The 22,168-nt window shown below is 72.0% G+C and carries 26 protein-coding genes; 12 read left to right on the top strand and 14 right to left on the bottom strand.

The features are described from left to right. Positions 1-76: 76 nt before the first annotated feature. From ACWGO8_RS19060 to ACWGO8_RS19070, 3 genes are all read right to left on the bottom strand, one after another. Positions 77-847 carry an aggregation-promoting factor C-terminal-like domain-containing protein gene (locus ACWGO8_RS19060; RefSeq protein ID WP_452044509.1) on the bottom strand — a complete coding sequence of 257 codons (771 nt, stop codon included), beginning with the start codon at positions 845-847 and terminating at the stop codon, positions 77-79. 425 nt (positions 848-1,272) lie between these two features. Further along, the gene (locus tag ACWGO8_RS19065) at positions 1,273-3,105 is read right to left on the bottom strand and encodes a cation:proton antiporter (RefSeq protein WP_452044510.1); all 1,833 of its coding nucleotides are present in this window, start codon (positions 3,103-3,105) and stop codon (positions 1,273-1,275) included. A gap of 111 nt (positions 3,106-3,216) precedes the next feature. Beyond that, positions 3,217-3,378, bottom strand: a complete 162-nt coding sequence (locus ACWGO8_RS19070; RefSeq protein WP_452044511.1) for a hypothetical protein — start codon at positions 3,376-3,378, stop codon at positions 3,217-3,219. A gap of 337 nt (positions 3,379-3,715) precedes the next feature. Between ACWGO8_RS19070 and msrB the strand changes: the two genes are divergently transcribed. Further along, complete coding sequence (gene msrB, locus ACWGO8_RS19075) at positions 3,716-4,204, top strand: peptide-methionine (R)-S-oxide reductase MsrB (protein WP_452044512.1); 489 nt, start codon at positions 3,716-3,718, stop codon at positions 4,202-4,204. Beyond that, on the top strand, positions 4,201-4,746 hold the full coding sequence (gene msrA / locus ACWGO8_RS19080; RefSeq protein WP_452044513.1) for a peptide-methionine (S)-S-oxide reductase MsrA: 546 nt from the start codon (positions 4,201-4,203) through the stop codon (positions 4,744-4,746). Before msrB ends, msrA begins: the two co-directional genes overlap by 4 nt. A gap of 92 nt (positions 4,747-4,838) precedes the next feature. Here the strand turns inward: msrA and ACWGO8_RS19085 are convergent, their stop codons facing one another. From ACWGO8_RS19085 to ACWGO8_RS19095, 3 genes are read right to left on the bottom strand one after another with little or no spacing between them, the layout of a single operon-like run. Further along, entirely contained in the window at positions 4,839-5,642 is an 804-nt protein-coding gene (locus ACWGO8_RS19085; RefSeq protein ID WP_452044514.1) for a class I SAM-dependent methyltransferase, read from the bottom strand. A gap of 10 nt (positions 5,643-5,652) precedes the next feature. Next, positions 5,653-6,447: a ferritin-like domain-containing protein gene (locus ACWGO8_RS19090; protein WP_376954412.1), complete on the bottom strand. Its 795-nt coding sequence runs from the start codon at positions 6,445-6,447 to the stop codon at positions 5,653-5,655. Positions 6,448-6,478: 31 nt separating this feature from the next. Then, positions 6,479-7,333, bottom strand: a complete 855-nt coding sequence (locus ACWGO8_RS19095; RefSeq protein ID WP_452044515.1) for a hypothetical protein — start codon at positions 7,331-7,333, stop codon at positions 6,479-6,481. Positions 7,334-7,445: 112 nt separating this feature from the next. Here ACWGO8_RS19095 and ACWGO8_RS19100 point away from each other — a divergent pair, with 112 nt between their 5' ends. Then, a complete protein-coding gene (locus tag ACWGO8_RS19100; protein ID WP_376954409.1) occupies positions 7,446-8,186 on the top strand; it encodes an alpha/beta fold hydrolase in 741 nt (246 codons plus the stop codon). 64 nt (positions 8,187-8,250) lie between these two features. On the opposite strand, the gene ACWGO8_RS19105 is transcribed toward ACWGO8_RS19100, so the two are convergent. Both ACWGO8_RS19105 and ACWGO8_RS19110 read right to left on the bottom strand, forming a co-directional pair. Further along, positions 8,251-8,646 (bottom strand): SHOCT domain-containing protein, encoded by a 396-nt coding sequence (locus ACWGO8_RS19105; protein WP_452044516.1) that lies wholly within the window; start codon positions 8,644-8,646, stop codon positions 8,251-8,253. Between the two features lie 287 nt (positions 8,647-8,933). Beyond that, entirely contained in the window at positions 8,934-9,584 is a 651-nt protein-coding gene (locus ACWGO8_RS19110; protein WP_452044517.1) for a TetR/AcrR family transcriptional regulator, read from the bottom strand. 29 nt (positions 9,585-9,613) lie between these two features. On the opposite strand from ACWGO8_RS19110, the gene ACWGO8_RS19115 reads away from it, so the two are divergent. After that, complete coding sequence (locus ACWGO8_RS19115) at positions 9,614-10,270, top strand: DUF4386 family protein (RefSeq protein ID WP_452044518.1); 657 nt, start codon at positions 9,614-9,616, stop codon at positions 10,268-10,270. Positions 10,271-10,283: 13 nt separating this feature from the next. On the opposite strand, the gene ACWGO8_RS19120 is transcribed toward ACWGO8_RS19115, so the two are convergent. Genes ACWGO8_RS19120 through ACWGO8_RS19130 form a run of 3 tightly spaced genes read right to left on the bottom strand, consistent with a single transcriptional unit; the run spans position 10,284 to position 12,105 of the window. After that, positions 10,284-10,973 carry an NUDIX hydrolase gene (locus ACWGO8_RS19120; protein ID WP_452044519.1) on the bottom strand — a complete coding sequence of 230 codons (690 nt, stop codon included), beginning with the start codon at positions 10,971-10,973 and terminating at the stop codon, positions 10,284-10,286. 29 nt (positions 10,974-11,002) lie between these two features. Then, complete coding sequence (locus tag ACWGO8_RS19125) at positions 11,003-11,605, bottom strand: mismatch-specific DNA-glycosylase (protein ID WP_452044520.1); 603 nt, start codon at positions 11,603-11,605, stop codon at positions 11,003-11,005. Positions 11,606-11,658: 53 nt separating this feature from the next. Beyond that, complete coding sequence (locus ACWGO8_RS19130) at positions 11,659-12,105, bottom strand: EVE domain-containing protein (RefSeq protein WP_452044521.1); 447 nt, start codon at positions 12,103-12,105, stop codon at positions 11,659-11,661. 172 nt (positions 12,106-12,277) lie between these two features. Here ACWGO8_RS19130 and ACWGO8_RS19135 point away from each other — a divergent pair, with 172 nt between their 5' ends. Continuing rightward, positions 12,278-12,943, top strand: a complete 666-nt coding sequence (locus tag ACWGO8_RS19135; protein WP_452044522.1) for a peroxiredoxin-like family protein — start codon at positions 12,278-12,280, stop codon at positions 12,941-12,943. A 21-nt stretch (positions 12,944-12,964) separates the two neighbouring features. Here the strand turns inward: ACWGO8_RS19135 and ACWGO8_RS19140 are convergent, their stop codons facing one another. Then, on the bottom strand, positions 12,965-14,611 hold the full coding sequence (locus ACWGO8_RS19140) for a CDP-alcohol phosphatidyltransferase (protein WP_452044523.1): 1,647 nt from the start codon (positions 14,609-14,611) through the stop codon (positions 12,965-12,967). Positions 14,612-14,680: 69 nt separating this feature from the next. Here ACWGO8_RS19140 and ACWGO8_RS19145 point away from each other — a divergent pair, with 69 nt between their 5' ends. Then, positions 14,681-15,079, top strand: coding sequence for a hypothetical protein (locus ACWGO8_RS19145; protein ID WP_452044524.1), 399 nt, complete (start codon positions 14,681-14,683; stop codon positions 15,077-15,079). A 38-nt stretch (positions 15,080-15,117) separates the two neighbouring features. Here ACWGO8_RS19145 and ACWGO8_RS19150 read toward each other — a convergent pair whose 3' ends face one another. Next, positions 15,118-15,867: a CDP-alcohol phosphatidyltransferase family protein gene (locus ACWGO8_RS19150; RefSeq protein WP_452044525.1), complete on the bottom strand. Its 750-nt coding sequence runs from the start codon at positions 15,865-15,867 to the stop codon at positions 15,118-15,120. Positions 15,868-15,906: 39 nt separating this feature from the next. Here ACWGO8_RS19150 and ACWGO8_RS19155 point away from each other — a divergent pair, with 39 nt between their 5' ends. From ACWGO8_RS19155 to ACWGO8_RS19180, 6 genes are read left to right on the top strand one after another with little or no spacing between them, the layout of a single operon-like run. After that, entirely contained in the window at positions 15,907-16,935 is a 1,029-nt protein-coding gene (locus ACWGO8_RS19155; RefSeq protein WP_452044526.1) for a zinc-dependent alcohol dehydrogenase, read from the top strand. Continuing rightward, positions 16,932-17,333, top strand: coding sequence for a 6-pyruvoyl trahydropterin synthase family protein (locus tag ACWGO8_RS19160; RefSeq protein WP_452044527.1), 402 nt, complete (start codon positions 16,932-16,934; stop codon positions 17,331-17,333). Before ACWGO8_RS19155 ends, ACWGO8_RS19160 begins: the two co-directional genes overlap by 4 nt. A 4-nt stretch (positions 17,334-17,337) precedes the next feature. Further along, positions 17,338-18,423: a glycosyltransferase family 4 protein gene (locus ACWGO8_RS19165; protein ID WP_452044528.1), complete on the top strand. Its 1,086-nt coding sequence runs from the start codon at positions 17,338-17,340 to the stop codon at positions 18,421-18,423. Then, on the top strand, positions 18,420-19,235 hold the full coding sequence (locus ACWGO8_RS19170; RefSeq protein ID WP_452044529.1) for an SAM-dependent methyltransferase: 816 nt from the start codon (positions 18,420-18,422) through the stop codon (positions 19,233-19,235). Before ACWGO8_RS19165 ends, ACWGO8_RS19170 begins: the two co-directional genes overlap by 4 nt. Continuing rightward, the gene (locus ACWGO8_RS19175; RefSeq protein ID WP_452044530.1) at positions 19,235-20,236 is read left to right on the top strand and encodes a lysylphosphatidylglycerol synthase transmembrane domain-containing protein; all 1,002 of its coding nucleotides are present in this window, start codon (positions 19,235-19,237) and stop codon (positions 20,234-20,236) included. Before ACWGO8_RS19170 ends, ACWGO8_RS19175 begins: the two co-directional genes overlap by 1 nt. Continuing rightward, positions 20,233-20,928 (top strand): RibD family protein, encoded by a 696-nt coding sequence (locus ACWGO8_RS19180; RefSeq protein ID WP_452044531.1) that lies wholly within the window; start codon positions 20,233-20,235, stop codon positions 20,926-20,928. The genes ACWGO8_RS19175 and ACWGO8_RS19180 overlap by 4 nt, the downstream gene beginning before the upstream one ends. Before the next feature lie 9 nt (positions 20,929-20,937). Here the strand turns inward: ACWGO8_RS19180 and ACWGO8_RS19185 are convergent, their stop codons facing one another. Next, complete coding sequence (locus tag ACWGO8_RS19185; RefSeq protein ID WP_452044532.1) at positions 20,938-22,146, bottom strand: Fic family protein; 1,209 nt, start codon at positions 22,144-22,146, stop codon at positions 20,938-20,940. Positions 22,147-22,168: the final 22 nt, after the last annotated feature.

Consider the following 22,168-nt stretch of genomic DNA (forward strand, 5'->3'; position numbering starts at 1 on the left):
CGCCCGAACAGGGAACGCCCCCGACCGCGCTGCGGTCGGGGGCGTTCCCTGGGGGTCGCTTCGGGTCGGCGACGGATCAGTACCAGCCCTGCGAGTTGAAGGCGTCCCAGGCACCGCACGGGGTGCCGTAGCGGCCGGTGATGTAGCCGAGGCCCCACGAGATCTGCGTGGCGGGGTTCGACTCCCAGTCGGGGCCGGCCGAGGCCATCTTGCTGCCGGGCAGCGCCTGGGGGATGCCGTACGCGCCACTCGGGTTCGAGGCGTAGACGTTCCAGCCGGACTCGTGGTTCCAGAGCTCGACGAGGCAGCCGAACTGGTCGTCGCCCCAGCCGCGCTGGAGCAGCATGTCGCGGGCGATGGCCTGGGCGGCGGTCGGGTTGGCGGGCGCGCCGGGGCGCGAGGACGACGACGACGACGCCTGCTCCGCCTCGGCGGCGGCAGCGGCCTCGGCGGCGGCCTTCGCGGCGGCGGCGGCGGCAGCAGCGGCCTGCTCCGCGGCGACGCGGTCGACCTCCGCCACGGCGGCGCGCACGGTCTCGGCGTGCGCCTGCGTCGAGTCGACGAGGTCGAACACGCGCTCGGGCGCGAGGAGCTTGTAGTCGCCGAGCGCGGAGACCTCGGCGACGAGCGCGGTGGCATCCGTCTTGCCCTGCGCGGCCGTGATGGTGTCGTTGGCGCCGGCGAGGGTCTCCTCGGCCTGCTTCACCGCGCGGGCCTCGAGGATGCCGCCGTGCGCGTCGAGCTGCTGCACGTCGCTGTTCGCGGCGTCGGTGAGCGCTCGGGTCTCGGCGATGCGGTCGTTCTGGGCGGCGACGGCGCCCTGCACGGCGAAGCCGGTGCCGACCATGGCGCCGATCGCGACGACTGCGCCGGCGGCGAGCCATGCTCCGCGGCGCCTGCCGCGCCGGTCGCGCCGATCGCGGCGGGGGACGGTCTCGGGATCGACTGTCTGGAGTGAGCTGGAGTTTTCAGGTGTGGAGGAAGACTGGTTCTGCATGACTTTCACGGGGGCGGCTCTCGGGCGGGGCTGCCGCGCGAACCTTGACTCGACGTTCCACGGGCGCGGGGGCGCCCGGGCGAAGTGGCCAGTCTGCCGAGGGCTTCTGTACAAACCCTCATGTGTTCCTGTGAATGTCCTCCACGTTCTTGACCTTTGCTCACGATTATCGCGAGCGAGTACGCATTCTGCGTGGTCGCGAAGGGCGCGTGACTCGAGTTCTCGGGAAACGGTTGCCGAGCACAGCGCGAGGTCCATCCCCGCGGATGCTGCGGTCAGGCCTCGTCCTGGTGCGCCTGCCGCAACTCCATGCTGATCTGGTCGGCGTCGAGGGTCTCGAGCGCACCCGTGAGCACCGATGCGCTGAAGGTGCCCTCGTCGCGGACCGAGAGGAGGGCCTCGCGCTGTGCCGCGATGATGTCCAGTCGGAGGGCGCGATAGAGCTCGCGATCGGCCTCGGCGTCGCGCGGGCCCGACGGTTCCCCCGCCGCCGTGCGGGCCTCGCGGTGCTCGCGCACGACGTCGTCGGCGACGCCGCGGAGCATCTCGAGCAGATCCGCGCGTTCAGTGCGCGCGGCTTCCCGGTCGACGCCGGCGGGCTTCACCAGCCGCACCAGCCACGGGAGCGACGCGCCCTGGATGATGAGCGATCCGGCCGCGACGAGGAACGCGATGAAGATCACGAGCGAGCGGTCGGGCGTGCCCTGCGGCAGTGTCTGCGCCGCGGCGAGCGTGATCGCGCCGCGCATGCCCGCCCATACGATCACGGTGCCCTCGCGCCAGCCCAGCGGCTCCGCCATGAAGTAGTCGATGTCGGCGACCTTGCGTCGCAGTCGCGACTGGAACCGCTGCAGCGACGCCGACGAGATCGCCCGGTCGGGCGGCCGGCGCCGGAACCGGCGACGGCGATGGTCGGCCGCGGGCTCACCGTCGGCGCCCTCGTCGTCGGTCGGCGGGTCGGCATCGGGGTCGGCGGACTCGATCGGGTCCGGCATGCTGCCCGCTCGCGCCGCGTCCGCCCTCGCGGCGTCGAGCATGAGGTCGGCCTGGGTCGGGTCCACCCCCTCCAGCCGTTCCTGCACGGCGGTGAGGTGCGGCTTCATCCGCTCGCCACGGCGGAAGCTCCGGCGCTGCAGCCCGAGCATGGGGAACACGAACAGCGCCCGGACGACGACGACGCCGAGGAGCGTGATCCCCGCGACGCGGGCGCCGAGCTCGATGCCGCGCACCTCGTTCGTCAGGTCGCTGACGATCGTGGACAGCTCGAGCCCCATGACGAGGAAGACCGCTCCCTCGAGGATGAGCTCGATCGTGCGCCAGTTCTGCACGTCCGACATGCGGTGCTGCGGCGAGAGGCTGCGGATCGCGCCGCGGCCCGTCACGAGCCCCGCGACGACGGCCGCGACGAGCCCGGATGCCCCGAGCGCCTCGCACGGAACCGCCGCGACGAACGGCACGGCGAAGGAGATGACCGTGTTCACCGTGGCATCCGTGACCCGCGACCGGACCCACAGGTTGACCTTGCCCACCGCGTACCCGACGACCACCGCGACCGTGACGGCGAACACGAAGTCGCCGACGATCTCCCAGAACGTGATCGACGCGGCGGTCGCGGCGATCGCCGAGCGCAGCAGCACGAGCGCCGTCGCGTCGTTGAGCAGGCTCTCGCCCTCGAGCACCGTCACGATGCGCGGCGTGACCCCGACGCGCTTCACGATCGAGGTCGCGACGGCGTCGGTGGGGCTGACGATGGCGCCGAGCGCGATGCCGGCCGCGAGGCTCAGCCCCGGCACGATCCAGGTGAACAGCAGCCCCATCGCGACCGAGCTCATCACGACGAGCGACACCGAGAGTCCGCTGATCGCCCCGAACTCGCGGCGGAACTCCATCGAGGGCATCGCGACCGACGCGGAGTAGAGCAGTGGCGGCAGCACCCCCGCGATGATCCACTCGGGGTCGATCTCGATCTCGGGCACGAACGGCAGGAAGCTCACGAGGATGCCGACGATCACGAGCAGCAGCGGCGGGGACACCCGCACGCGCGGACCGAGGGCGGTGGCGGCGGCGATGCCGAGGAGGCCGAGCACGCCGACGACCAGGAGCTCCACCGACGCTCACCTCCCCCGGGATCCTGCCGCCAAGTCTGGCGCATGACCGCCTGCGGGCGCGACGACGGCTCGGTGATCGTGCCCGAGCGAACGTCCCTCGGGGATCGTGCCTCAGCGAGCGTGGAAGTCGGGATACCCCGGCCAGTCCCCCGGGCCGTGCGACCGCACGAACGCGTGGTGCACCTGCTCGCACGCGCCGCGCAGGGTGGTGCCCCATCCGAGCAGCCGTCCGCCGAACTCGGCGCGATACCGCACCCGGCCGTCGATGCGCACGATCGTGACCGTGCCGTACTCGCGACCCGTGCTGTCGATGAGGCGCCAGCGCCCCGGCTCGGGTTCCGCCGCGGCGAGGATCGGGTGCCAGGTGGTGGCCAGTGCTGCTCCTTCCAGAGCGCCCCGGCCGGCGTGGCTCCATCGTACGTCCGCGGGGCGACGGCCACACGTCCGCCGGGTGCCGACGGGCGCTCACAGGGAAGTCACAGCGGGGAGGCCCGAACGGCGGAACAGGACCGCCTCCCCGACTGTTTTCTCTGGTGACGCCGCGAATCGCCAGCCGGTCGAGCGTGCGTCGAGCGCCGCAGCCAGCGGCGCCCGCGAAGGAGGATACGAAGTGCCACAGGACTACCGCAGGACTCCCGAGGCGGTCTCCCGCCTCACCCCCCAGCAGTACCGGGTCACGCAGGAGGACGCGACCGAGCCGGCGTTCCGCAACCAGTACTGGAACAACCACGAGCCCGGCATCTACGTGGACGTCGTCTCGGGGCAGCCGCTGTTCGCCTCGACCGACAAGTACGACAGCCGTTCGGGCTGGCCGAGCTTCACGCGGCCGATCGAGCCCGACGCCGTCACCGAGAAGGTCGACCGGACGCTCTGGATGAAGCGCACCGAGGTGCGCTCCTCGGGCGCCGACAGCCACCTCGGGCACGTGTTCGACGACGGCCCGATCGAGGAGGGCGGCCTGCGCTACTGCATGAACTCCGCCGCGATGCGGTTCGTGCCCGCCGCCGACCTCGAGGCGGAGGGGTACGGCCAGTACCGCTCGCTGTTCCCGACGACGACCCCGGATGCCGCGGCATCCGAGAAGGAGGACGCATCATGACCAACCCCGGCGAGATCACCAGCATCCCCGGCACCGAGACCGCCGTCCTGGCGGGCGGCTGCTTCTGGGGCATGGAGGACCTGCTCCGCAAGCGCCCGGGCGTGATCGACACGCGCGTGGGCTACACCGGCGGCGACGTGCCGAACGCGACGTACCGCAACCACGGCACCCACGCCGAGGCGCTCGAGATCGTGTACGACCCGTCGAAGGTGTCGTACCGCGACCTGCTCGAGTTCTTCTTCCAGATCCACGACCCGTCGACGCGGAACCGCCAGGGCAACGACGTCGGGATGAGCTATCGCTCGGCGATCTTCCCGACGACGCCCGAGCAGGAGGTCACCGCGTACGAGACCATCGCCGACGTCGACGCCTCCGGCATCTGGCCGGGGCCGGCGACCACCGAGGTCTCCCCCGCGGGCGCCTTCTGGGAGGCGGAGCCCGAGCATCAGGACTACCTGGAGCGCTACCCGAACGGGTACACGTGCCACTACGTGCGACCCGGCTGGAAGCTGCCGAAGCGCGACGCGGAGACCGTCGCGTAGCCACCGGCAGGTGAGGTGACGCGAACGGCCCCGGCGCGACATCCCGCCGGGGCCGTTTCCGTGCTCGGCCGTCCGTGCCGAGCCGTCCGTGGTCAGCCCGCGACGATGCCGCGCACGGCCCACGCGCGGGCCACGAGCGGGATCGTCCCGTCGTCCTCGACGGGGAGGAGCTTGCGCAGTCGCTCCCGCAGCTGCCCGCGAGCGGACTCGTCGAGCATCATCGCGTAGGCCGGCGCGACGCCCTGCCCGCCGAGGAACGGCGTCCAGTAGTCGTCGAAGTCGCGGAAGACGGTCGGGATCTCGATGCCCGTCGTCTCCACGTCGAGGAGGCCTGCACCCGCGAAGCGCCACGTGAGCGCCTCGGGGGTGAACTCCGCGAACCGGTCGCGCTCGTCGAGCTCCGCGGCCACGGGGTCGAGGTCGCCCGCGGCATCCCAGAACCACCGCATGAGCTCCATGCGCTCGGCGTAGTCCCACACGTAGGCGGCCACGACGCCGCCGCCGACCGCGACCCGGGTCATCTCGGCGAGCCCGCGGTCGGGATCGGGCACGAAGTTGAGGGCGAGCCCCGACACGACGACGTCCATCGAATCGTCGTCGATCGGCAGTGCCTCCGCTCCCGCCCGGTGGAAGGTGACGCGGCTGCCGAGCTCGGTGACCGCCGCCTCGAGGAAGCCCTCCGAGGGGTCGACGCCGTCGACGGTGGCGGGCATCGCCTGCTCGATGATGGCGGCGCTGAGCGCACCCGTGCCGCATCCGACGTCGAGCCACCGCAGCCCTGGCGGCTGCCGCAGCCACTCGAGGAAGCGCGGGGCGACCTCGCGACTCCACCGTCCGACGTAGGACTCGTACGCGCGTCCGTGCGCCCACGTGTCGGGCTCGCGTTGCTGAGCCATGCCCTTCACGCTACCCGGGCACGCCGATGCGGTCGAGCGCGTCCTGCACGATCGTCAGGCCGTCGAGTCCCGGCATCCCGCTGATGCTGTCGTCGACCTTGCGTGCCGCCCGCCGCCCTTCGGGGCCGCTCATGAGGTGCGTCATGACGTGCCGCACGTCATCGTCGGACGAGATGCTCGAGCCGACGGGCGCCCAGAACCGGCTCAGCGCGAAGCGCGTCACCTTCCGCGCCTTCGCGCTCGCCGCGAGCCGCTCGCGCGCCTGCGAGGTGTAGAACGCGACGTGCCTGGCCTCCTGCTTCGCGATGCGGCGCAGCAGCTCGGCGAGCACCGGATGCTCCTCGAGGTCGGCCATGCGCTGGTACGCCGTGATCGCCGACCACTCGTTCGCCGCGCCCCACGACATGTGCACGGCGACGAAGTCCGAGCCGACGAGCGAACCGAGCACGGACTGCTTGATCGGGTCGAGCCGGTCGCGCCAGCCGAGCTTCAGCCGGCTCGCCTTCAGGGCGTCGTAGTCGACGGTGACGTCGTGCATCGCGAGCACGGCCGCGAGCGCCTCGCCGTGCCAGAACTCCTCGCGGTTCCACATCGTCATGAACGCGCTGACGTCGGCTTCGCGATGCGACGGCGTGGTGAGCAGGTCGCGGGTGTAGCAGACGGTGTGGTACTCCACGTCCGCCATGTAGCGCAGGGTGCGCAGCGACTCGGCCGGCAGCGGCGAATCGCGGAACGACTCGAGGTCGAGGTCGTCCCAGTGCACGCTCACCGAGGTCGCCGTGTAGCGGTCGATGTCGAACGCCATCGGGCCCCCCTTCCCACCTGCGACCATGCAATCACGCCACGGGCCGGGCCGCGAGGGCGGCGAGGCTCGCGGTGACGGATGCCGCGGTGCGCGCGTCGAGGCCCGGCAGCCCTCGGACCTCGTGCTCGAGCACGCCCAGCGCGGCGCGGCCGGCATCGCCGCCGAACGCGAACCGCCCGAATGCGTCGAGCTCCGCCGGCTCGAGCGCCGACCCGCCGAGGGGCCACGAGGTGCGACGCAGTTCGCGCCGGGCGAGCCGTGCCGCACGCGCGGAGGTCCCGAGCCGCGCCCGCGCCTCCCCCTCGAAGAACTCCGCGTGGCGAGCCTTCACGCGCAGGATGCGGTCCGCCGCGGCGGCGAGCGGCGGGCTTCCCGCGACGTCGACGACGCGCAGGTGGGCGGCGCGCAGCATCCGGTCGTCGACGAAGCCGACGGCCATGTGCACGCCGACCACGGCCCAGCCTTGCGTGAAGCCCGCGAGCGCGCGGCGCACCGGCCCGCGCCCGGCGGATGCCGCGACCCGGCCGGTCTGCGCAGGCGCCGCCGCGTCGGGCCGGCCGGCCGAGCCCGGCTCTTCGCCGGTGCCCGCCGCGACGATCGCGCGCAGCGCGTCCGCGATCCAGAACTTCTCGAACGCCCAGGTGACGAGGAACGCGGTCACGCGGGCGTCCTTGTGCGTCGAGGTCACGAGCACGTTGCGGAGGTGCGCCATCGTGGCGCCCTCGAGTACGGCGAGGGCCGCGAGCGTGCGCGCGACCTCGTGGGAGGGCGGCTCGGCGGCGATCGCCGGGAGGTCGAGGTCGTCACGCAGGCTCCCCTGCGCGGTGCGGGCGAACTCGCGCACGTCGAATGCAGGCGGCTCATGGTGGGCCGCGCTCACCGTCATGGGCCGAGGCTACTCCCAGCTTCCGGCTCTGGCGGCGCGATGCGGGCTGCCGTAGCGTTCGGCGTGGCGACCGGAGACGAGTCGCCGCTTCGTATCGAGGAGGGGAAACGACATGACGGATGCGACGACGAAGCCCACGATCGTGCTGGTGCACGGGGCGTGGGCCGACGGTTCCAGCTGGGACGCCGTGACGAGGGCGTTGCAGGCGCAGGGCTATACCGTGCTGGTGCCGCCGAACCTGTTGCGAGGACTCGCCGACGACGCCGCGTACGTGGCGTCGTTCCTCGCCCAGCGGACGAGCGGGCCGGTCGTGCTCGTCGGCCACTCCTACGGTGGCGCCGTCATCACGAACGCGGGGAACCAGGCCGGCGATGTCCGAGCGCTGGTGTACGTGAACGCCTTCATGCCGGATGAGGGCGAGAGCGTGCTGCAGATCCTCGAGGGGTCGTCGTCGGCGCTCGCCGTCGCGGACCCCACCACCGTGTTCGACATCGCGGGCTATCCGGGCGCTCCCGAGGGCGCGGCCGAAGTCTTCCTGAAGCCCGAGGTCGTGCACGGGTCGTTCGCGCAGGACCTGCCCGAGGCCGACCGCTGGACGATCGTCGCGAGCCAACGGCCGGCGTCGCTCGTGGCGAACGTCGTCCCGTCGGGGCCACCCGCCTGGCGCACCATCCCCAGCTGGGCGGTGATCGGTACCGCCGACCGAGTCATCCCAGTCGATGTCCTCCGCCGCCTGGCGGAGCGCGCCGGGTCGACGGTGAGCGAACTCGACGCGTCCCACGTGTCGATGGTGTCGCATCCGGATGCGGCTGTGGACGCCATCCTTGCCGCAGCAGGTTCGATCGAGCCGTAGCCCGGTCCCGAGCGCCCCGGCCGCCGTGGCTTCGGCGCGGCCGGGGCGCTCGTCGTCGGAACGGCTAGAACTTGCCGCCGAGGGCCTTGTTCTTCAGCGCCTCGTACTCGCCGTCGCTGATGACGCCCTGGTCGCGCAGCGCCTTCGCCTTCGCGATCTCGTCGGACGGGCTCGCGAACGAGATCTTGCGCAGCTCCTCGTCGGAGTACTCGACGTACTGCGGACGTCGCTCCGCCGAGCGCTCGGCCATGCCCTTTCCGCGCGCGATGAGGTAGACGAGCGCCGTGATGAAGGGCACGAAGATCAGGAAGATCAGCCAGACAGCCTTCAGCCAGCCGTTCAGCGAGTGGTCGCGGAAGATGTCGATGACGATGTAGATCAGCACGAAGAGGTAGGCGACCCACACGAACACCCAGAAGAAGAACCAGAAGATGTCCCAGACACTGCCGATGAAGTTCATCGATTCCCTTTCGCCCCGCCCCAGGACCCGCCGGCGCGGCAGGTCGTCACATGCGACAACCTACTCGCGGGGTGCGATCGGGTGCTCGTGAATTCCGTGTCGGCGTGTCGTGCAACTCGCGGCGGGCTCACAGGATCGATCGGATACAGTCCCGTCGGGAGCCCTGAGTTCCACCCCCGCCGCGCGAGGGATCCGAGGAGTCGACGAGGACGTCGGCGGCCTCGTCGAGAACTCGCGCGGCGGCACAGCGGGTGCCGCGTGTCGAGCTCGCGCTCCGCGTCGGCTGCTCAGTGCGTCGCGGCCAGCCCCGTCAGGAGCGCCCGCACCGACCTGCGGAACTGCTCCTCGGAGCCGTAGTCGGCGAGCGTCTCGGCCGCTGCCGCGGTGTGCGGCAACCCCTCGACGTCGCGGATGCGTCCGACGACCTCGTCGCGCTCCTGCGCGTCGGGCGAGTGGCCGGCCGCGGTGGTGAACGCCGCCGTGCCGTAGACCACGGCGAGCGTCGCCGTGAACGCGACCGCCGCCGTGTGGGGATCGAGCCCGCGTGCGAAGGTACGGAGGTAGTGCTCCCCCGCCATCGCCGCCGCCGGTCCCGGGTTCGGGCGTGCGAGCAGCACGGGCACCGCCCATGGATGCGCCGTGAGCACTGCGAGGTGCGCGGCCGCCCGGTCGACGCCGGCGTCGATCCAGTCGCCGGGGCCGTCGTCGGGACCGGGGAGCTCCGCGAGCACGCGGTCCGCGACGGCGTCGAGCAGGTCGGCCTTGGTGGCGATGTGTGCGTACAGTCCCATCGGCGACGCGCCGATCCGCGCGGCGACGCTCCGCAGGCTCACGTCGGTCGCGCCCTCCTGGTACAGGTCGAAGGCCGCGGAGACGATCTCGTCGCGGCTGAGGCTGTTCCGCCGTCGCCTGGCGATCGGCCCGCTCCTCATTTCCATAACGTACATTGTACGCTATGCTGTGCCGCATGATCGCGCTCGCCGTGCTGCTCATCGCCACGCCGCTCCTGTTCAACGCGGGCTACGCCGGCCTCGCCGTCCGCTTCGGCTATCCGGGCATCCTGCGCCGCCCGACGGGCGAGATCCTCGAGCGCTTCCGCGCGGGCGGCACCGGGCTCGTGCTGCTCTGGTTCGGCTTCGCGTGGTCGGCGCTGCTGTTCATCCCCGTCGCCGTGCTCGCCGGCGGGCTCATCGCCGACCCCGGGCTCGCCGCGCTCGCGGTCGCGGTCGGCGTCATCGCCGGCACGGTGCAGGCGCTCGGCCTGCTGCGCTGGGTCTTCGTCGTTCCGTTCCTGGCGCGCGAGCACGCGGCCGCGACCGACGGATCGGCGATCGACCTCGTGTTCCAGGTGCAGCACCGTTACCTCGGCGTCGCCGTCGGCGAGCACCTCGGGTACCTCACGACCGGCGCGTGGACCATCCTCGTCGCCGCGGCCGGCGGTCTCCCGCTCTGGCTCGCGATCCCCGGCATCGTGATCGGTGCGATGCTGGTCATCGGCTCGCTCGAGTTCGTGGGTCCGTTCGAGCAGCGCGGCTGGTCGGTCGCCGGCGTGCTGGTGCCGATCGGCTACACGCTCTGGTCGCTGTGGCTCATCGCGCTGGGTGTGCTCCTGCTCGTGCGCTGACGGCGAGCGGGGATCAGGCGCCCAGCAGGTCGTCGCGCTCGACGACGCGCTCCTCGTCCCACGGCTCGACCCAGCCGAGCTCGTCGAACATGCGCGACAGCATCAGCCCGGTCACGCCCCACACGACGCGCCCGCCGACCTCGAATGCCGGCGAACGCCAGATGCGGCCCTGGTAGCTGCCGACCACGTTGCCACGGTTCGCGGGATCGAGCAGGTCGGCCACGGGCACGCGGAACACCTCGACCGACTCGTCGTGGTCGACCGCCGCGACCTCCGACGGCCGCGTCCACCAGGCCGGCACGGGTGTCACGACGTGGTTGCTCACGGGCACCGGCATCGGCGGCAGCGTGCCGAGCGGATCGATGCCGTCGGGGTCGAGCCCGGTCTCCTCGACCGCCTCCCGCAGCGCCGCGGCGATCGGGCCGTCGTCGGATGCCTCGAGGCGCCCGCCCGGGAACGCGATCTGCCCGGCATGGCTGGCGAGCGTCGCCGCCCGTCGGAGCAGCAGCACGTCGAGGTCACGTGGCATCGGGCCGGCCGATCGGGCGGGCACGGAATCGAGGATGCCGAACAGCACGAGCACCGCGGCCGGACGCGCTCCCCCGGCATCCGCCAGCGCTCGCGTGAGGTCGGGCCGCCACTCGAGGCCCCGCTCGCACAGCGCCACGAGCTCGGACCGGGGATCTGCTGACGTCGGCGGCATGGGTTCATGCTACGAGGGCTCTTGGCCGGTCAGTCCCCCGGCCGCTCGCTCGCCGGCTCGGGCCGATCGAGGAGGACTCCCGCGGCCCGGGCCGGTTCGGCGTACGCGCGCGCCAGGTCGGCGACCGTCGCGTGCGCGTTGAGCCCGCTCGGGTTCGGCACGACCCAGAGCTCGGCGTCGGCGATCGGCTCGTCCTGCCGCCCGGCTCGGGCCTTCGGGCGGTCGAAGCCCTGTCGATAGGCGGTCAGCCCGACGATCGCGACGACGCGCGGTCTCCAGCGCGCCACATCATCGGCGAGCCGCACCGCGCCATCGCGCAGCTCGGCTCGGTCGAGCTCGTCGGCGCGGGCGGTCGCGCGGTGCACGAGGTTCGAGATGCCGATGCCGGCGTCGACGAACATCCGCTGGTCGGCCTCGCTGAGTCCGTTCGCGAAGTCGGGGACCCGCGCGATGATGCCCGCCGCGGCGAGCGCCGGATAGAAGCGGTTGCCCGGGTACGCGAAGTGCGAGCCGGTCGCCGCCGTCCAGAGCCCGGGATTGATGCCGACGAAGACGAGCCTCGGATGCTCGGGCATCAGGTCGGCGACGCTCGCCCCGCGGAACGACTCGAGCTCGGCGCGTGTGAATCCCATGAGACGATTCTGCGGCCCGCGTGTGACCTTCGCCTCGCGCATGCTGCTCGTGCCTAGCCGACCAGCTCGTCGGCCCCCATCTCGCGGGCGATGACGTCGAAGTCGTGCTTCGTGAGCTCGAGGTGGCCCCGGCGCAGCTGGAAGCCCCAGTTCGCATTGCCCCGGGTGAGGTCGAGCACGGGTAGCAACGGGGTGATCGGCGCAGGGCGGGCGTGCGACGAGTAGGCCACCGCACGCCGCCACGGGCGGAACCCGGCCATGAGGTTCGGATCCGACTCGGCCTGGTAGACGTCGCCGTCGGCGACCCGGCCGATCGCGGTGAACTCGCGCAGCGGGTCGCCGTCGGGGTGGCTCGTCTTCGGCGAGTAGTACACGAAGCCGTCGCCCGGCTGCATGCGCTGCACGCCGGCCTTCTTGCCGTGGTTCGTCTGAGCGATCCCCCACTCGACGCCGAGCAGCACGTGCGCGCGCTGCACCACGCCGAGCCAGTACCTGGTCATGGGCACATCGTGTCAGCGGCATCCGACATCGGGCTGCCGCGGGTCGCTGGACAGCGTCGCCTGCGGTACGAAAAGCTGATCCTCGAGCCGGCACGCTACGAGCAATGGTCCCAGGTGCACGGGACGACGTCGGGTTGCTCGGTCGCCGACTACTCCAGAGAAGTGGTGCCGCATGGATTCCGAACTGGCCGCCGCCGAGCAGCAATGGCTCGACCTGTGGACGCGCGGACCGCAGCGTCTGCGCTGGGATCGCATCCCGCTTCAGGTCGGTGACGCCGCGCCCGATCTCGTCCTGCCCGACCACACCGGCGCCCCGATCCGGCTGTCGTCGTTGTGGACCGACCGGACCGCGGTCATCCTGTTCTGGAGGCACTTCGGATGCAGCTGCGGTCGTGACCGCGCCCGCAGGCTCCGGGACGAGTACGACGCGCTCATCGAGCTCGGCTGCACAGTGACGATCATCGGTCAGGCCGCGCCCGAGCGCTCGAACCGATACCGTGACCGGAACGAGATCCCGTGCGCGATTCTGAGCGACCCCGACGAGTCCGCCTATCGGGCGTTCGACGTCCTCGAGGGAACCACCGCCCAAGTGCTGTTCGACGCATCCGACGATCTCCTCGCGTGCGAACGGTCGGCGGGCGTGGAGTTGGCAGCCTCCCGGCACGACACGGAACGGGCATCCGTCGACAATCCGTTCCTCCTGCCGGCGGAGTTCGTGATCACCGACGGTGTCGTCCAGCTCGCCTACCGGTACCAATACTGCGAGGACTTCCCCGACCCCCGGGTGCTCACCGCTGCGGTTCGCTTCGGAGGAGCGCCCTCCTCGGGTGCGTCCTGACGACCGACCGCGTGCCCGACCTCAACCGGCGCTGAAGGCGGCGAGGAATCGGTCGCGGAAGTCGTTCATCGGCCAGACGGGCGCGTCGGGCGACGGCAGCATCCCGTCCTGCCACCGCCATCCGTCGATCGCTGCGAGCACCGCCGGGTCCTTCGCGATGATGCTGATCGGCACGTCGTGGCCTGCGCCCTGCCCGCTCACGATCGTCGCCGGCTGGTGGTCGCCGAGCACGACGATCACGAGGTTCGGATCGTCGGCCCGGTGCAGGAAGTCGAACGTCGCGCCGAGCGAGTACTCGACGGACTGCCCGTACGCCTGACGCACCCGGTCGGAATCCCGCCAGACCTCGGTCGCCGACGCCCCCTGCTCAGGCTGGGGATCGAACACGGAACCGTCGCCGATCTCGGACCAGGGCACCAGCTTCGGGAGCGGTGCCCACGGGGTGTGCGAGGAGACGAGGTCGATCTCGGCCATGACCGGCTGGTCGTCGCGGGCGAGTTCGGTGTCGGCGAAGTGCTTCCAGGTGTACTGGTCGGGGATCCGCGCGTACCCGAAGGACGGGCCGCGGTAGCCCATGTTGTGCGCGTTGAGCTGCGTGTCCCAGTGGTAGAACGAGGTGCCGAACGGCCACGGGTCGGTGTTCGACGGGATGACGCTCACCGTGCGCCATCCGGCCGCGCCGAAGGCGTCGCTCAGCGTGAACCGATCGCTCCGGATCAGCTTGCTGTAGAGCGGCTGCCGGTCGATCCACAGCCCGGTCTGGAGCGTCGAGTGCGCCAGCCAGCTGAGCCCCCCGAACGTCGGCGACGTGAGGAACGCGCTTCGAGAGGCGTAGCCGTCGGCGCGGAGCTGCTCCTCGCCGTCGCGCAGCACCCGCCGGACGCCGGCCGAGATCTCCGGGTCCTCGACGGCCACCCGGCCGTAGCTCTCGACGAACGCGAAGACGACGTCCTTGCCGCGCAGTGCGGTCAGCAGCTCGGAGCCGGGGACGTCGCGGTAGGGATCCGTCGTGATCTGCTGCGAGAGCTCGGCGACAGCGGCGATCCCCTCGGCGGCCTCCCTGGTCGATGCGGAGATCGAACCGAACGAGGCGGCCGCGGCGGTCGGCTGGCCCGCCACGATGTGCGCGCCCACCAGGGCGGCGGTGATCCAGGCTGCGGCGACCGCAGAGAGCACCGCCGTGCCGCGCACGCGCGGTCGAAGCGCCCCGGCCGCGCGGAGCGCCGCCCACGAGAGTGCGACGATCAGGCCGACGGCGACGAGCACGAGGAGCGCGAGCAGCGCGCTCGCGGCGGGCCCGCCGATGGAGCCCCGGACGACCCCGTACGCGTCGCCCAGCTGCTGCCAGTCGAGCGGATCGAAGTGGATGTCGAGCACCGTCCGGTAGCCGGAGTCGATCGCGGCGAGCACGAGCGCGACCACGACGAGGACGCCGAAGCCGACCGCCACGACGACGCGTGCCACCCGCCAGGGAAGCAGCACGAGCAGGGCCAGCACGATGATCGACTCCACCGGAAGCCCGATGAGCGGCGCCGGCGAGCCGTGGGTGATCGCTGCCGGCGCGAGCGGCACCTCGACGAGGATCAGGACGGCGACCACGAGCCAGACGACCTTCCACCCGGTCAGCCTCGGCGCGAGTGAACCCTTTGCGCCGCCGTCTCGTGTCACTCCTAGCGTCTCCGCCGGAGGCTTCGATCGGAAGCGAGTCTGACCATGACTGGAAACACTGGCACGACCATGACCCGAACCCCCGACACGACCCTCCTCTGGGTCATGCGGATCCTCAGCGCGATCGTGCTGCTCGCCGTCGGCGGGATCCACCTCTACCTGGTCTTCGTCGGCGTCGGCGGCCTGCTCGGCGTGCTGTTCGTGCTCAACGCCATCGCGGCGCTCGTGCTGGCCATCGGCATGCTGTTCCTGCGCGGACGGCTGCTGAGCATCACCACGGTGCTGAGCCTGCTGTTCGTCATCGCGACGCTCTCGTCGCTCCTGCTCGCGCTGACGGTCGGCTTCTTCGGCATCACCGAGGTGTGGAGCTTCACCCTCGTCCCCGAGACCGTGATCATCGAGTCGATCGGCATCGTGGTGCTCGCGATCGCCACGGCCGTCGTGCTCCGCGCCCCGCGGACGGCATGACCGCTGCTCCTCCTCGGCCGGTTCGGCGGGTGCGTCGATCACGGCGCATCCACCTCGGCTGGGCGAGCGTCGTCGCCGGCACGGCTCCGAGCGGTGCTGCGGCGGCGCAGCGCGAGCCAGATCACGTCGCGACCGAACGACTCGACGAGCAGGGCCAGCGCGATCGCCACCGCCACGCCGGCGAGCATCGGCGCCAGTCCGGATGCCGCGAGCGCCAGCGCGATCCCCTGCACGGCGGTCACGACCTTGCGCCAGTACCGCGGCGGGAGCTGCCCGCGCATCCAGGGCAGCACCCATCCGGCGACGACGAAGGCGTACCGCATCAGCCCGATCGCGAGCACCCATGGCCCCAGGAGCTGCGCGACGAACGCGCTGAGCACGAGGAGGAGGAACGCGTCCACCTCCATGTCGAACCGTGCGCCGAGTTCGGTGATGGAATCGGTACGACGCGCGACCCAGCCGTCCACGGCGTCGAGCGCGAGCGCCGGCACGGCCAGTCCGATGAGCAGCGCAACCGGGATCGGCTCGATGAAGGAGGCGACGACCAGGCCGGTGATGATGCCGACCAGCGCCGATCTCGTCGCCGTGACGACATTCGCCCAGCCGAATCGAACCGCCTGCCGGTGTCGCAATCCACGAAGCAGCAGCGCGGTGCTCACCATCAGGTAGGCCAGCGCCGCCCACCAGCCGGCGGCGGGCAGCGGATCGGCGGCCCAGATCGCCGTGACACCCCCGGCACCGAGGGCGGCCGATGCGACGGGTGGGAGCTGAACCTCGACGCTCGCCATCACGTGTCCTTGTTCGGGAGCGTCGCACGGAGCATATTCATGAATACGGAGGAGATCGTCGGATGGTTCATCGAGGGAGACGTGTCGGTGCGTGAGGCCGTGGCCTTCTGGGTCGACGAGCCGGGCGTCGGAGGCCTGCGCCGCGAGTCGGTCGCCGGCGCGGGCGCGGGCGAGGTGCTGGTGCGCACCCGGTGGACGGGCGTCAGTCGCGGCACCGAGGCATCCGTCTTCCTCGGGCACGTGCCGCCGAGCGAGCGGGAGCGGATGCGCGCGCCGTTCCAGGAGGGCGACTTCCCCGGACCGGTGAAGTACGGCTACCTCAACGTCGGCGTCGTCGAGCAGGGGCCCGACGCGCTCCTCGGGCGCACGGTCTTCACGCTGTTCCCGCACCAGTCCGCCTTCGTCGTCCCCGCCGAGGCCGTGGTCCCGGTCCCCGACGGCGTTCCCGCTCGCCGCGCGGTGCTCGCCGGCGCCGTCGAGACCGCCGTGAACGTGCTCTGGGATGCCACTCCCCTCGTCGGCGACCGGGTCACGGTCGTCGGTGCCGGCATGATCGGATGCTGCGTGGCGCGCCTGGCCGGCGGCATCCCGGGCCTCGACGTCGTGCTCGTCGACGTGGATCCCTCGCGTCGTGTGGTCGCGGATCGACTCGGCGTCGGCTTCGCGGAACCCGGCGACGCACCGGGCGGCCGCGACCTCGTCGTGAACACGAGCGGGTCGGAGGCCGGGCTGCAGCTCGCCCTCGAGTCCGTCGTGACGGACGGCGAGGTGATCGAGGCCAGCTGGTACGGCGACCGGCCCGTGACGCTCGCCCTCGGCGCGGACTTCCACTCGCGCCGGCTGACGATCCGGGCGAGCCAGGTGGGCGCCGTCGCCCGACGTCGACGCGGGACGCGCTCGACGCGCGACCGGCTGGCGCTCGCGCTCGACCTGCTGCAGGACGACGCCTTCGACGCCCTGCTCACCGGAGAATCCCCGTGGAGCGAGCTGCCCGCGGTCATGGCGACGCTCGCCGAGGGACCGGGCCCTGATCTCTGCCACGCGATCGATTGGACGGATGCCTCGTGACCTTCACCGTGACCGTGCGGGACCACATCATGGTCGCCCACAGCTTCACCGGGGAGACGTTCGGCCCCGCGCAGCGCCTGCACGGGGCGACCTTCGTCGTCGACGCGTCGTTCCGCGCGAGCGAGCTCGACGCCGACGGCGTGGTCGTCGACATCGGGCTGGCGTCCGGGGTCCTGGCCGAGATCACGGGCGCGCTGACCTACCGGAACCTCGACGACGAGCCCGAGTTCGCCGGGGTCAACACGACGACCGAGCGGCTGTGCCAGGTCATCGCCGACCGTCTCGCCGAACGCGTCGTCGACGGTCGGCTCGGGGCATCCGCCGCTCGGCTCTCGTCGATCGAGGTGACCCTCCACGAGTCGCACATCGCGTGGGCGAGCTACGAGCGCGAGGTGTGAGCGGATGACGGACGCGACCGTGCACTTCCTCGTCCCCGACGGCTTCGACGACGACGAGCGCGTCAGCGGCGGCAACGTCTACGACCGGCGACTCGCCGAGACGCTGCGCGCTCGTGGCTGCGACGTGCGGATCGTTCCCGTCGCGGTCACCCGAGTGACGGATGCGGCGCGCGCGATGTCGGCGCTCCCCCACGACGCGCTCGTGCTCGTCGACGGCCTGCTCGCCGTCGCGGCGTCCGCCGTGCTGGAGGCGCAGGCGAGCCGCCTTCGCATCGTGGTGCTCGCGCACATGGTGGCGAGCGCCCTGCCGGGGACGCCGGGCCATGCGCGAACCGCCGAGCGGGAACGCGTCGCCCTCGGTGCCGCGCGACGCGTGATCACCACCAGCGAATGGACCCGTTCCGAGCTGGTCGCGCGGGGGCTCGCGGATCCGGATCGGATCACGGTCGCCCTGCCGGGCACGTCCCCGGCGACGGCGGGTTCCGGCTCCGGATCGGGCGGCCACCTGCTCAGCGTCGGCGCCGTCGTCCGGCACAAGGGGCACGACGTGCTCGCCAACGCGCTGGCGGGCATGACCGACCTGCCCGGCTGGCGCTGCACGATCGTGGGCTCGCTCGATGCCGATCCCGAGTTCGCGGATCGCGTGAGGGGCGTGATCAGCTCCGCCGGGCTCGCGGATCGAGTGGTCCTCACGGGCGTGCTCACCGGCGGCCGGCTCGAGGATGCGTACCGCACCGCGGACCTCGTCGTCGCACCTTCGCGGTCGGAGAGCTACGGGATGGTCGTCGCCGACGCGCTCGCCCGTGGCATCCCGGTGGTGGCCGCGCAGGTGGGCGGGGTGCCGGAGTCGATCGCCGGCAGCAGGGGCGGCATCCTCACCCGGCCCGACGATCCGGTGGCGCTGCGCGCGGTCCTGCGGCGGTGGCAGGTGGATCGCGGATGGAGTGCCGTGCTCGAGGCGGAGGCGATGCGCTCGCGGACGGTCTTCGCGACGCGGACCTGGGATGCCACGGCGACGATCGTCACCGCGGTCCTGGGTGAGCTCCGCCCGGCGGCCGACGTCGAGTTCGAACGGCGGCGCACCGCATGAACGAGATCATCGAGGTCAGCAGCGACTGGCTCAGGCTGCGCGAACCCGAGGACGCGCGGTCGCGGTCCCGCGAGCTCGCCCTCGCGGCATCCGGCCTGCTCCGACCCGGCCCCGTCGAGGTCCACGACCTGGGCAGCGGCACGGGCTCGATGATGCGGTGGCTGGCGCCGCTGCTGCCGGGCCCGCAGACGTGGATCCTGCACGACTGGAACCCCGACCTCGTCGAGCTCGCGACGAACGGCGCGGCGCCGCTCGACCGTGACGGGAGGCCCGTCGCCGTCCGCACGCGAACGGGCGAGCTCGGGGCGCTCGACGCCGGCGAGCTCGACGGCGCGTCCCTCGTGACCGCGTCGGCGCTGCTCGACGTGCTGACCTTCGACGAGCTGCGCGCGGTGGCCCGGGCGATCATCGCGGTCGGATGCCCCGCGCTCCTGAGCCTGAGCGTGACCGGCGACGTGCTCCTCGATCCGCCCGATCCTCGCGACGCCGGGGTCGCGGCCGCGTTCAACGCGCACCAGGAACGCCTCGTCGGCGGGCGCCGGCTCCTCGGGCCCTCCGCCGCCGCACTCGCGCAACTCGTGTTCCGCGAGGCGGGCTGGAACGTCCGCACCGCCGAGACCCGCTGGCGGCTCGGCCCGCACGAGCCGGACCTCCTCGAGCAGTGGTTCGACGGATGGATCGATGCGGCGCTCGAGCAGCGTCGCGACCTCGAGGGCGAGTGTGCGGCCTACCGCGCGCTCCGGTCCGAACAGCTGCGGCGCGGCGTGCTCTCCGCCGTCGTCGTGCACGCCGATCTCCTGGCGTGGCCGTGATGTCCGCGTCGACGAGCGCCCCTCGGATCCGCGCGATCCTGTCGTCGACGTGGTTCCGGCTCGCCGCGCGTTCGCTCGTGGGCATCGTCGTGCTGGTCGCGGTCATCGCGCAGGTGGGGTCCGAACCGTTCCTGCAGGGGCTCTCGAGCATCGACCTCCGCGTGATCGCGCTCGCGCTCGCGCTCTCGTTCGTCGCCACGGTCGCGGCGGCGTGGCGCTGGAGCATCATCGCCGGGCGGCTCGGCGTCGGCCTTCCCCTCCGGCAGGCCGTCGGCCGGTACTACCGCTCGCAGTTCTTCAACAGCGTGCTCCCCGGCGGCGTGGTCGGCGACGTGCAGCGCGCGGTCACGCAAGGTCGCGACGCGGGGAACGTCGCGCAGGGCGCCCGCGCCGTCGTCATCGAGCGCACCATGGGCCAGGTGGTCCAGATCGTGCTCGCGGTCGTCGTGCTCGCCGGCTTCGGCTTGGAGTTCGAGGGGTACGTGCTCCCCGCGCTCGGCATCGTCCTCGCGGTGATCGCCCTCGCCGTGTTCGTGACCGCCGCGACGAGCGCCCGCGCGCGGCGCGCGCTGCGACGCGAGCTCGGCGAACTGTCGGCTGGCGTGGGCTCCCCTGGCGCACTCGTGCGCGTCGTCGTCGCCTCGGTCCTGGTTGTCGGATGCCACGTCGCGACCCTCGGCGTCGCGGTCGCCGCGGTCGGGGCGAGCGTGCCGCCGCTCCGCCTCGCCGCCCTCGCGCTCGTCATCCTGCTCGCCGCGTCCATCCCGTTCAATGTCGGAGGCTGGGGCCCGCGTGAAGGCATCGCCGGCTGGACGTTCGCCGTCGCCGGCCTGGGCGCAGCGACCGGCGTCGCGGCATCCGCCCTCTTCGGCGTGCTCGCCATGATCGCCGTCGCACCCGGGCTCGTGCTCGCCGTGGCCTCTGCGGTTCGCCACCCTCGCACCCGGGAACCGGCACCGGGGGTCGTGCTCGCCGGTGCGCGTGGCAGGGTGGACTCGTGAGCGATCGGCCCTATGTGATCCTCAGTGCCGCGATGTCGATCGACGGCTACCTCGACACCGCAGCCCCTCCCCGCCTGGCCCTCTCGAACGCGGCGGACTTCGACCGGGTGGACGAGGTGCGCGCGCACAGCGACGCCATCCTCGTCGGTGCGCGCACCGTGCGCCTCGACAATCCGCGCCTGCTGGTGCGCAGCGACGAGCGACGGACCCGGCGCGAGGCCGAGGGCCTGACGCCGACGCCCGTGAAGGTGACCGTGACCGCGACCGGTGACCTCGATCCCGACTCGGCGTTCTTCGCCACGGGGCCGACGGAGAAGCTGGTGTACTGCCCGCGATCGGCGGCCCGCGGCATCCGTGACCGGCTCGGTGAGCTCGCAACCGTGGTCGGGCTGGGCGAGGAGGTCACGATGGCGGACTTGGTCGATGACTTGGGCGACCGAGGAGTGCGCGCGCTGCTGGTCGAGGGCGGCCGGACGATGATCACGCAGTTCCTGGCGTCCGACCTCGTCGACGAGCTCCAACTGGCCATCGCCCCGTTCTTCGTCGGCGACCCGCGGGCTCCGCGGCTGATCGGCGACGGCACGTTCCCGTGGACGCCCGAGCGTCACGCCGTGCTCGCCGAGAGCCGCCAGGTGGGCGACATGGTGCTGCTGCGGTACGCGCTCTCGGAGCGCTGCGTCACTCGCTCGTGAATCCGGGAGTCAGCGGGTCCGCATGCTCCGCTTCGCGAAGCCGTCGAGGTTGCGGATCACGTCCTGCGCCACCCAGAGGCGGTTGCGGCTCTGAGACGTCGTCTCGGTGAGCACGCCCCGCTCGACCAGCTGGTCGAGGCCGCGGAACACCGCCGGTCCCGAGCGATCGACCTCGGCGCGCACGAAGGTCGAGGTGAGCACGGGGTGCCCGATGGCGAGCCGGGCGATCTCGCGGGCCGCCGAGTCCGAGCGCAGGCCCGACATCCGCTCGGCCCAGTGCTCCTGGGTCGCCTCGATGTCGTCGACCAGCTGTCGCCCGTTGACGATCGCCAGCACGGCGCCGTCGGCGAACACCCGGACGATCGGCTCGACCTCGCCGGCGCGGTAGGCGTCCAGCGCGTCGAAGTACCGGTTCCGCTGCTGCAGGATGCCCGCCGAGATCGGGACCGTCACGCTGCGCGTCAGGCCGGTGCGTCGGAGCGCGGCCTGCACCAGCGCTCGCCCGGTGCGGCCGTTGCCGTCGGGGAACGGGTGGATCGTCTCGAACTGGGCGTGCGCGATCGCGATGCTCGCGAGCGGCAGCGTCGCCACCCGGCCCGAGTACGCCTCGAAGTCCTCCATAGCCGCAGCGACGCGATCGTGGTGCGGCGGGATGAAGTCCGCGTCGTGCGGACTGTAGCTGCCGCCGCCGATCCACACCTGCTGGGTGCGGTACGTGCCGGTGATGTCGGGATCCGTCCGGAACAGCAGCTCACGATGCATCCGGATGATCGTCTCGGCGTTGAGGTCGTCGGCCGCGTCGAGCGCAGCCTGCAGCGCGCGGACGTTGTTCACGATGAGCGGCGCGTTGCCGTCGGCGCGCTCGCCGAGCTCCGCCTCGGCGATCGCCCGCGCCCCACTGGTGAGGTTCTCGATCTGCGAGCTCGACGCCGACTCGCTCCGCAGCAGGATCGACGCGAACGGTGCCGTGATCGACCCCACTTCGGTGTCGAACCGCACGAGCTGCTGCTGCGCGTTCGTCACGTCCTCGACGAGCTCGTCGGGCAGGTCGAACTCGAGGCCCGCGATGACGGCCGGCACGGATGCGTCGTAGGGCCGCGTGATCCGCTCCCAGACGCGTCGACTGACCACGTCCTGCGCGATCGTCGGGCGCCACGGACGCGACTCGAAGCCCACGGCCGTACCGGCGGCGGGCTGCGGTGAGGTCGACGGTGCCATCACGTGTCCTTCATCACGAAGC

The sequence above is a fragment of the Agromyces sp. NPDC055661 genome, from assembly GCF_053618135.1.

What these genes read in the sequence shown, in the direction of transcription:
- ACWGO8_RS19060 (WP_452044509.1), bottom strand. Translation starts at nt 847, where the DNA reads ATGGTCGGCACCGGCTTCGCCGTGCAGGGCGCCGTCGCCGCCCAGAAC.
- msrA (WP_452044513.1), top strand. Translation starts at nt 4,201, where the DNA reads ATGACCAACCCCGGCGAGATCACCAGCATCCCCGGCACCGAGACCGCC.
- ACWGO8_RS19085 (WP_452044514.1), bottom strand. Translation starts at nt 5,642, where the DNA reads ATGGCTCAGCAACGCGAGCCCGACACGTGGGCGCACGGACGCGCGTAC.
- ACWGO8_RS19090 (WP_376954412.1), bottom strand. Translation starts at nt 6,447, where the DNA reads ATGGCGTTCGACATCGACCGCTACACGGCGACCTCGGTGAGCGTGCAC.
- ACWGO8_RS19095 (WP_452044515.1), bottom strand. Translation starts at nt 7,333, where the DNA reads ATGACGGTGAGCGCGGCCCACCATGAGCCGCCTGCATTCGACGTGCGC.
- ACWGO8_RS19100 (WP_376954409.1), top strand. Translation starts at nt 7,446, where the DNA reads ATGACGGATGCGACGACGAAGCCCACGATCGTGCTGGTGCACGGGGCG.
- ACWGO8_RS19105 (WP_452044516.1), bottom strand. Translation starts at nt 8,646, where the DNA reads ATGAACTTCATCGGCAGTGTCTGGGACATCTTCTGGTTCTTCTTCTGG.
- ACWGO8_RS19110 (WP_452044517.1), bottom strand. Translation starts at nt 9,584, where the DNA reads ATGGAAATGAGGAGCGGGCCGATCGCCAGGCGACGGCGGAACAGCCTC.
- ACWGO8_RS19115 (WP_452044518.1), top strand. Translation starts at nt 9,614, where the DNA reads ATGATCGCGCTCGCCGTGCTGCTCATCGCCACGCCGCTCCTGTTCAAC.
- ACWGO8_RS19120 (WP_452044519.1), bottom strand. Translation starts at nt 10,973, where the DNA reads ATGCCGCCGACGTCAGCAGATCCCCGGTCCGAGCTCGTGGCGCTGTGC.
- ACWGO8_RS19125 (WP_452044520.1), bottom strand. Translation starts at nt 11,605, where the DNA reads ATGGGATTCACACGCGCCGAGCTCGAGTCGTTCCGCGGGGCGAGCGTC.
- ACWGO8_RS19130 (WP_452044521.1), bottom strand. Translation starts at nt 12,105, where the DNA reads ATGACCAGGTACTGGCTCGGCGTGGTGCAGCGCGCGCACGTGCTGCTC.
- ACWGO8_RS19135 (WP_452044522.1), top strand. Translation starts at nt 12,278, where the DNA reads ATGGATTCCGAACTGGCCGCCGCCGAGCAGCAATGGCTCGACCTGTGG.
- ACWGO8_RS19145 (WP_452044524.1), top strand. Translation starts at nt 14,681, where the DNA reads ATGACCCGAACCCCCGACACGACCCTCCTCTGGGTCATGCGGATCCTC.
- ACWGO8_RS19150 (WP_452044525.1), bottom strand. Translation starts at nt 15,867, where the DNA reads ATGGCGAGCGTCGAGGTTCAGCTCCCACCCGTCGCATCGGCCGCCCTC.
- ACWGO8_RS19155 (WP_452044526.1), top strand. Translation starts at nt 15,907, where the DNA reads ATGAATACGGAGGAGATCGTCGGATGGTTCATCGAGGGAGACGTGTCG.
- ACWGO8_RS19165 (WP_452044528.1), top strand. Translation starts at nt 17,338, where the DNA reads ATGACGGACGCGACCGTGCACTTCCTCGTCCCCGACGGCTTCGACGAC.
- ACWGO8_RS19170 (WP_452044529.1), top strand. Translation starts at nt 18,420, where the DNA reads ATGAACGAGATCATCGAGGTCAGCAGCGACTGGCTCAGGCTGCGCGAA.
- ACWGO8_RS19175 (WP_452044530.1), top strand. Translation starts at nt 19,235, where the DNA reads ATGTCCGCGTCGACGAGCGCCCCTCGGATCCGCGCGATCCTGTCGTCG.
- ACWGO8_RS19185 (WP_452044532.1), bottom strand. Translation starts at nt 22,146, where the DNA reads ATGGCACCGTCGACCTCACCGCAGCCCGCCGCCGGTACGGCCGTGGGC.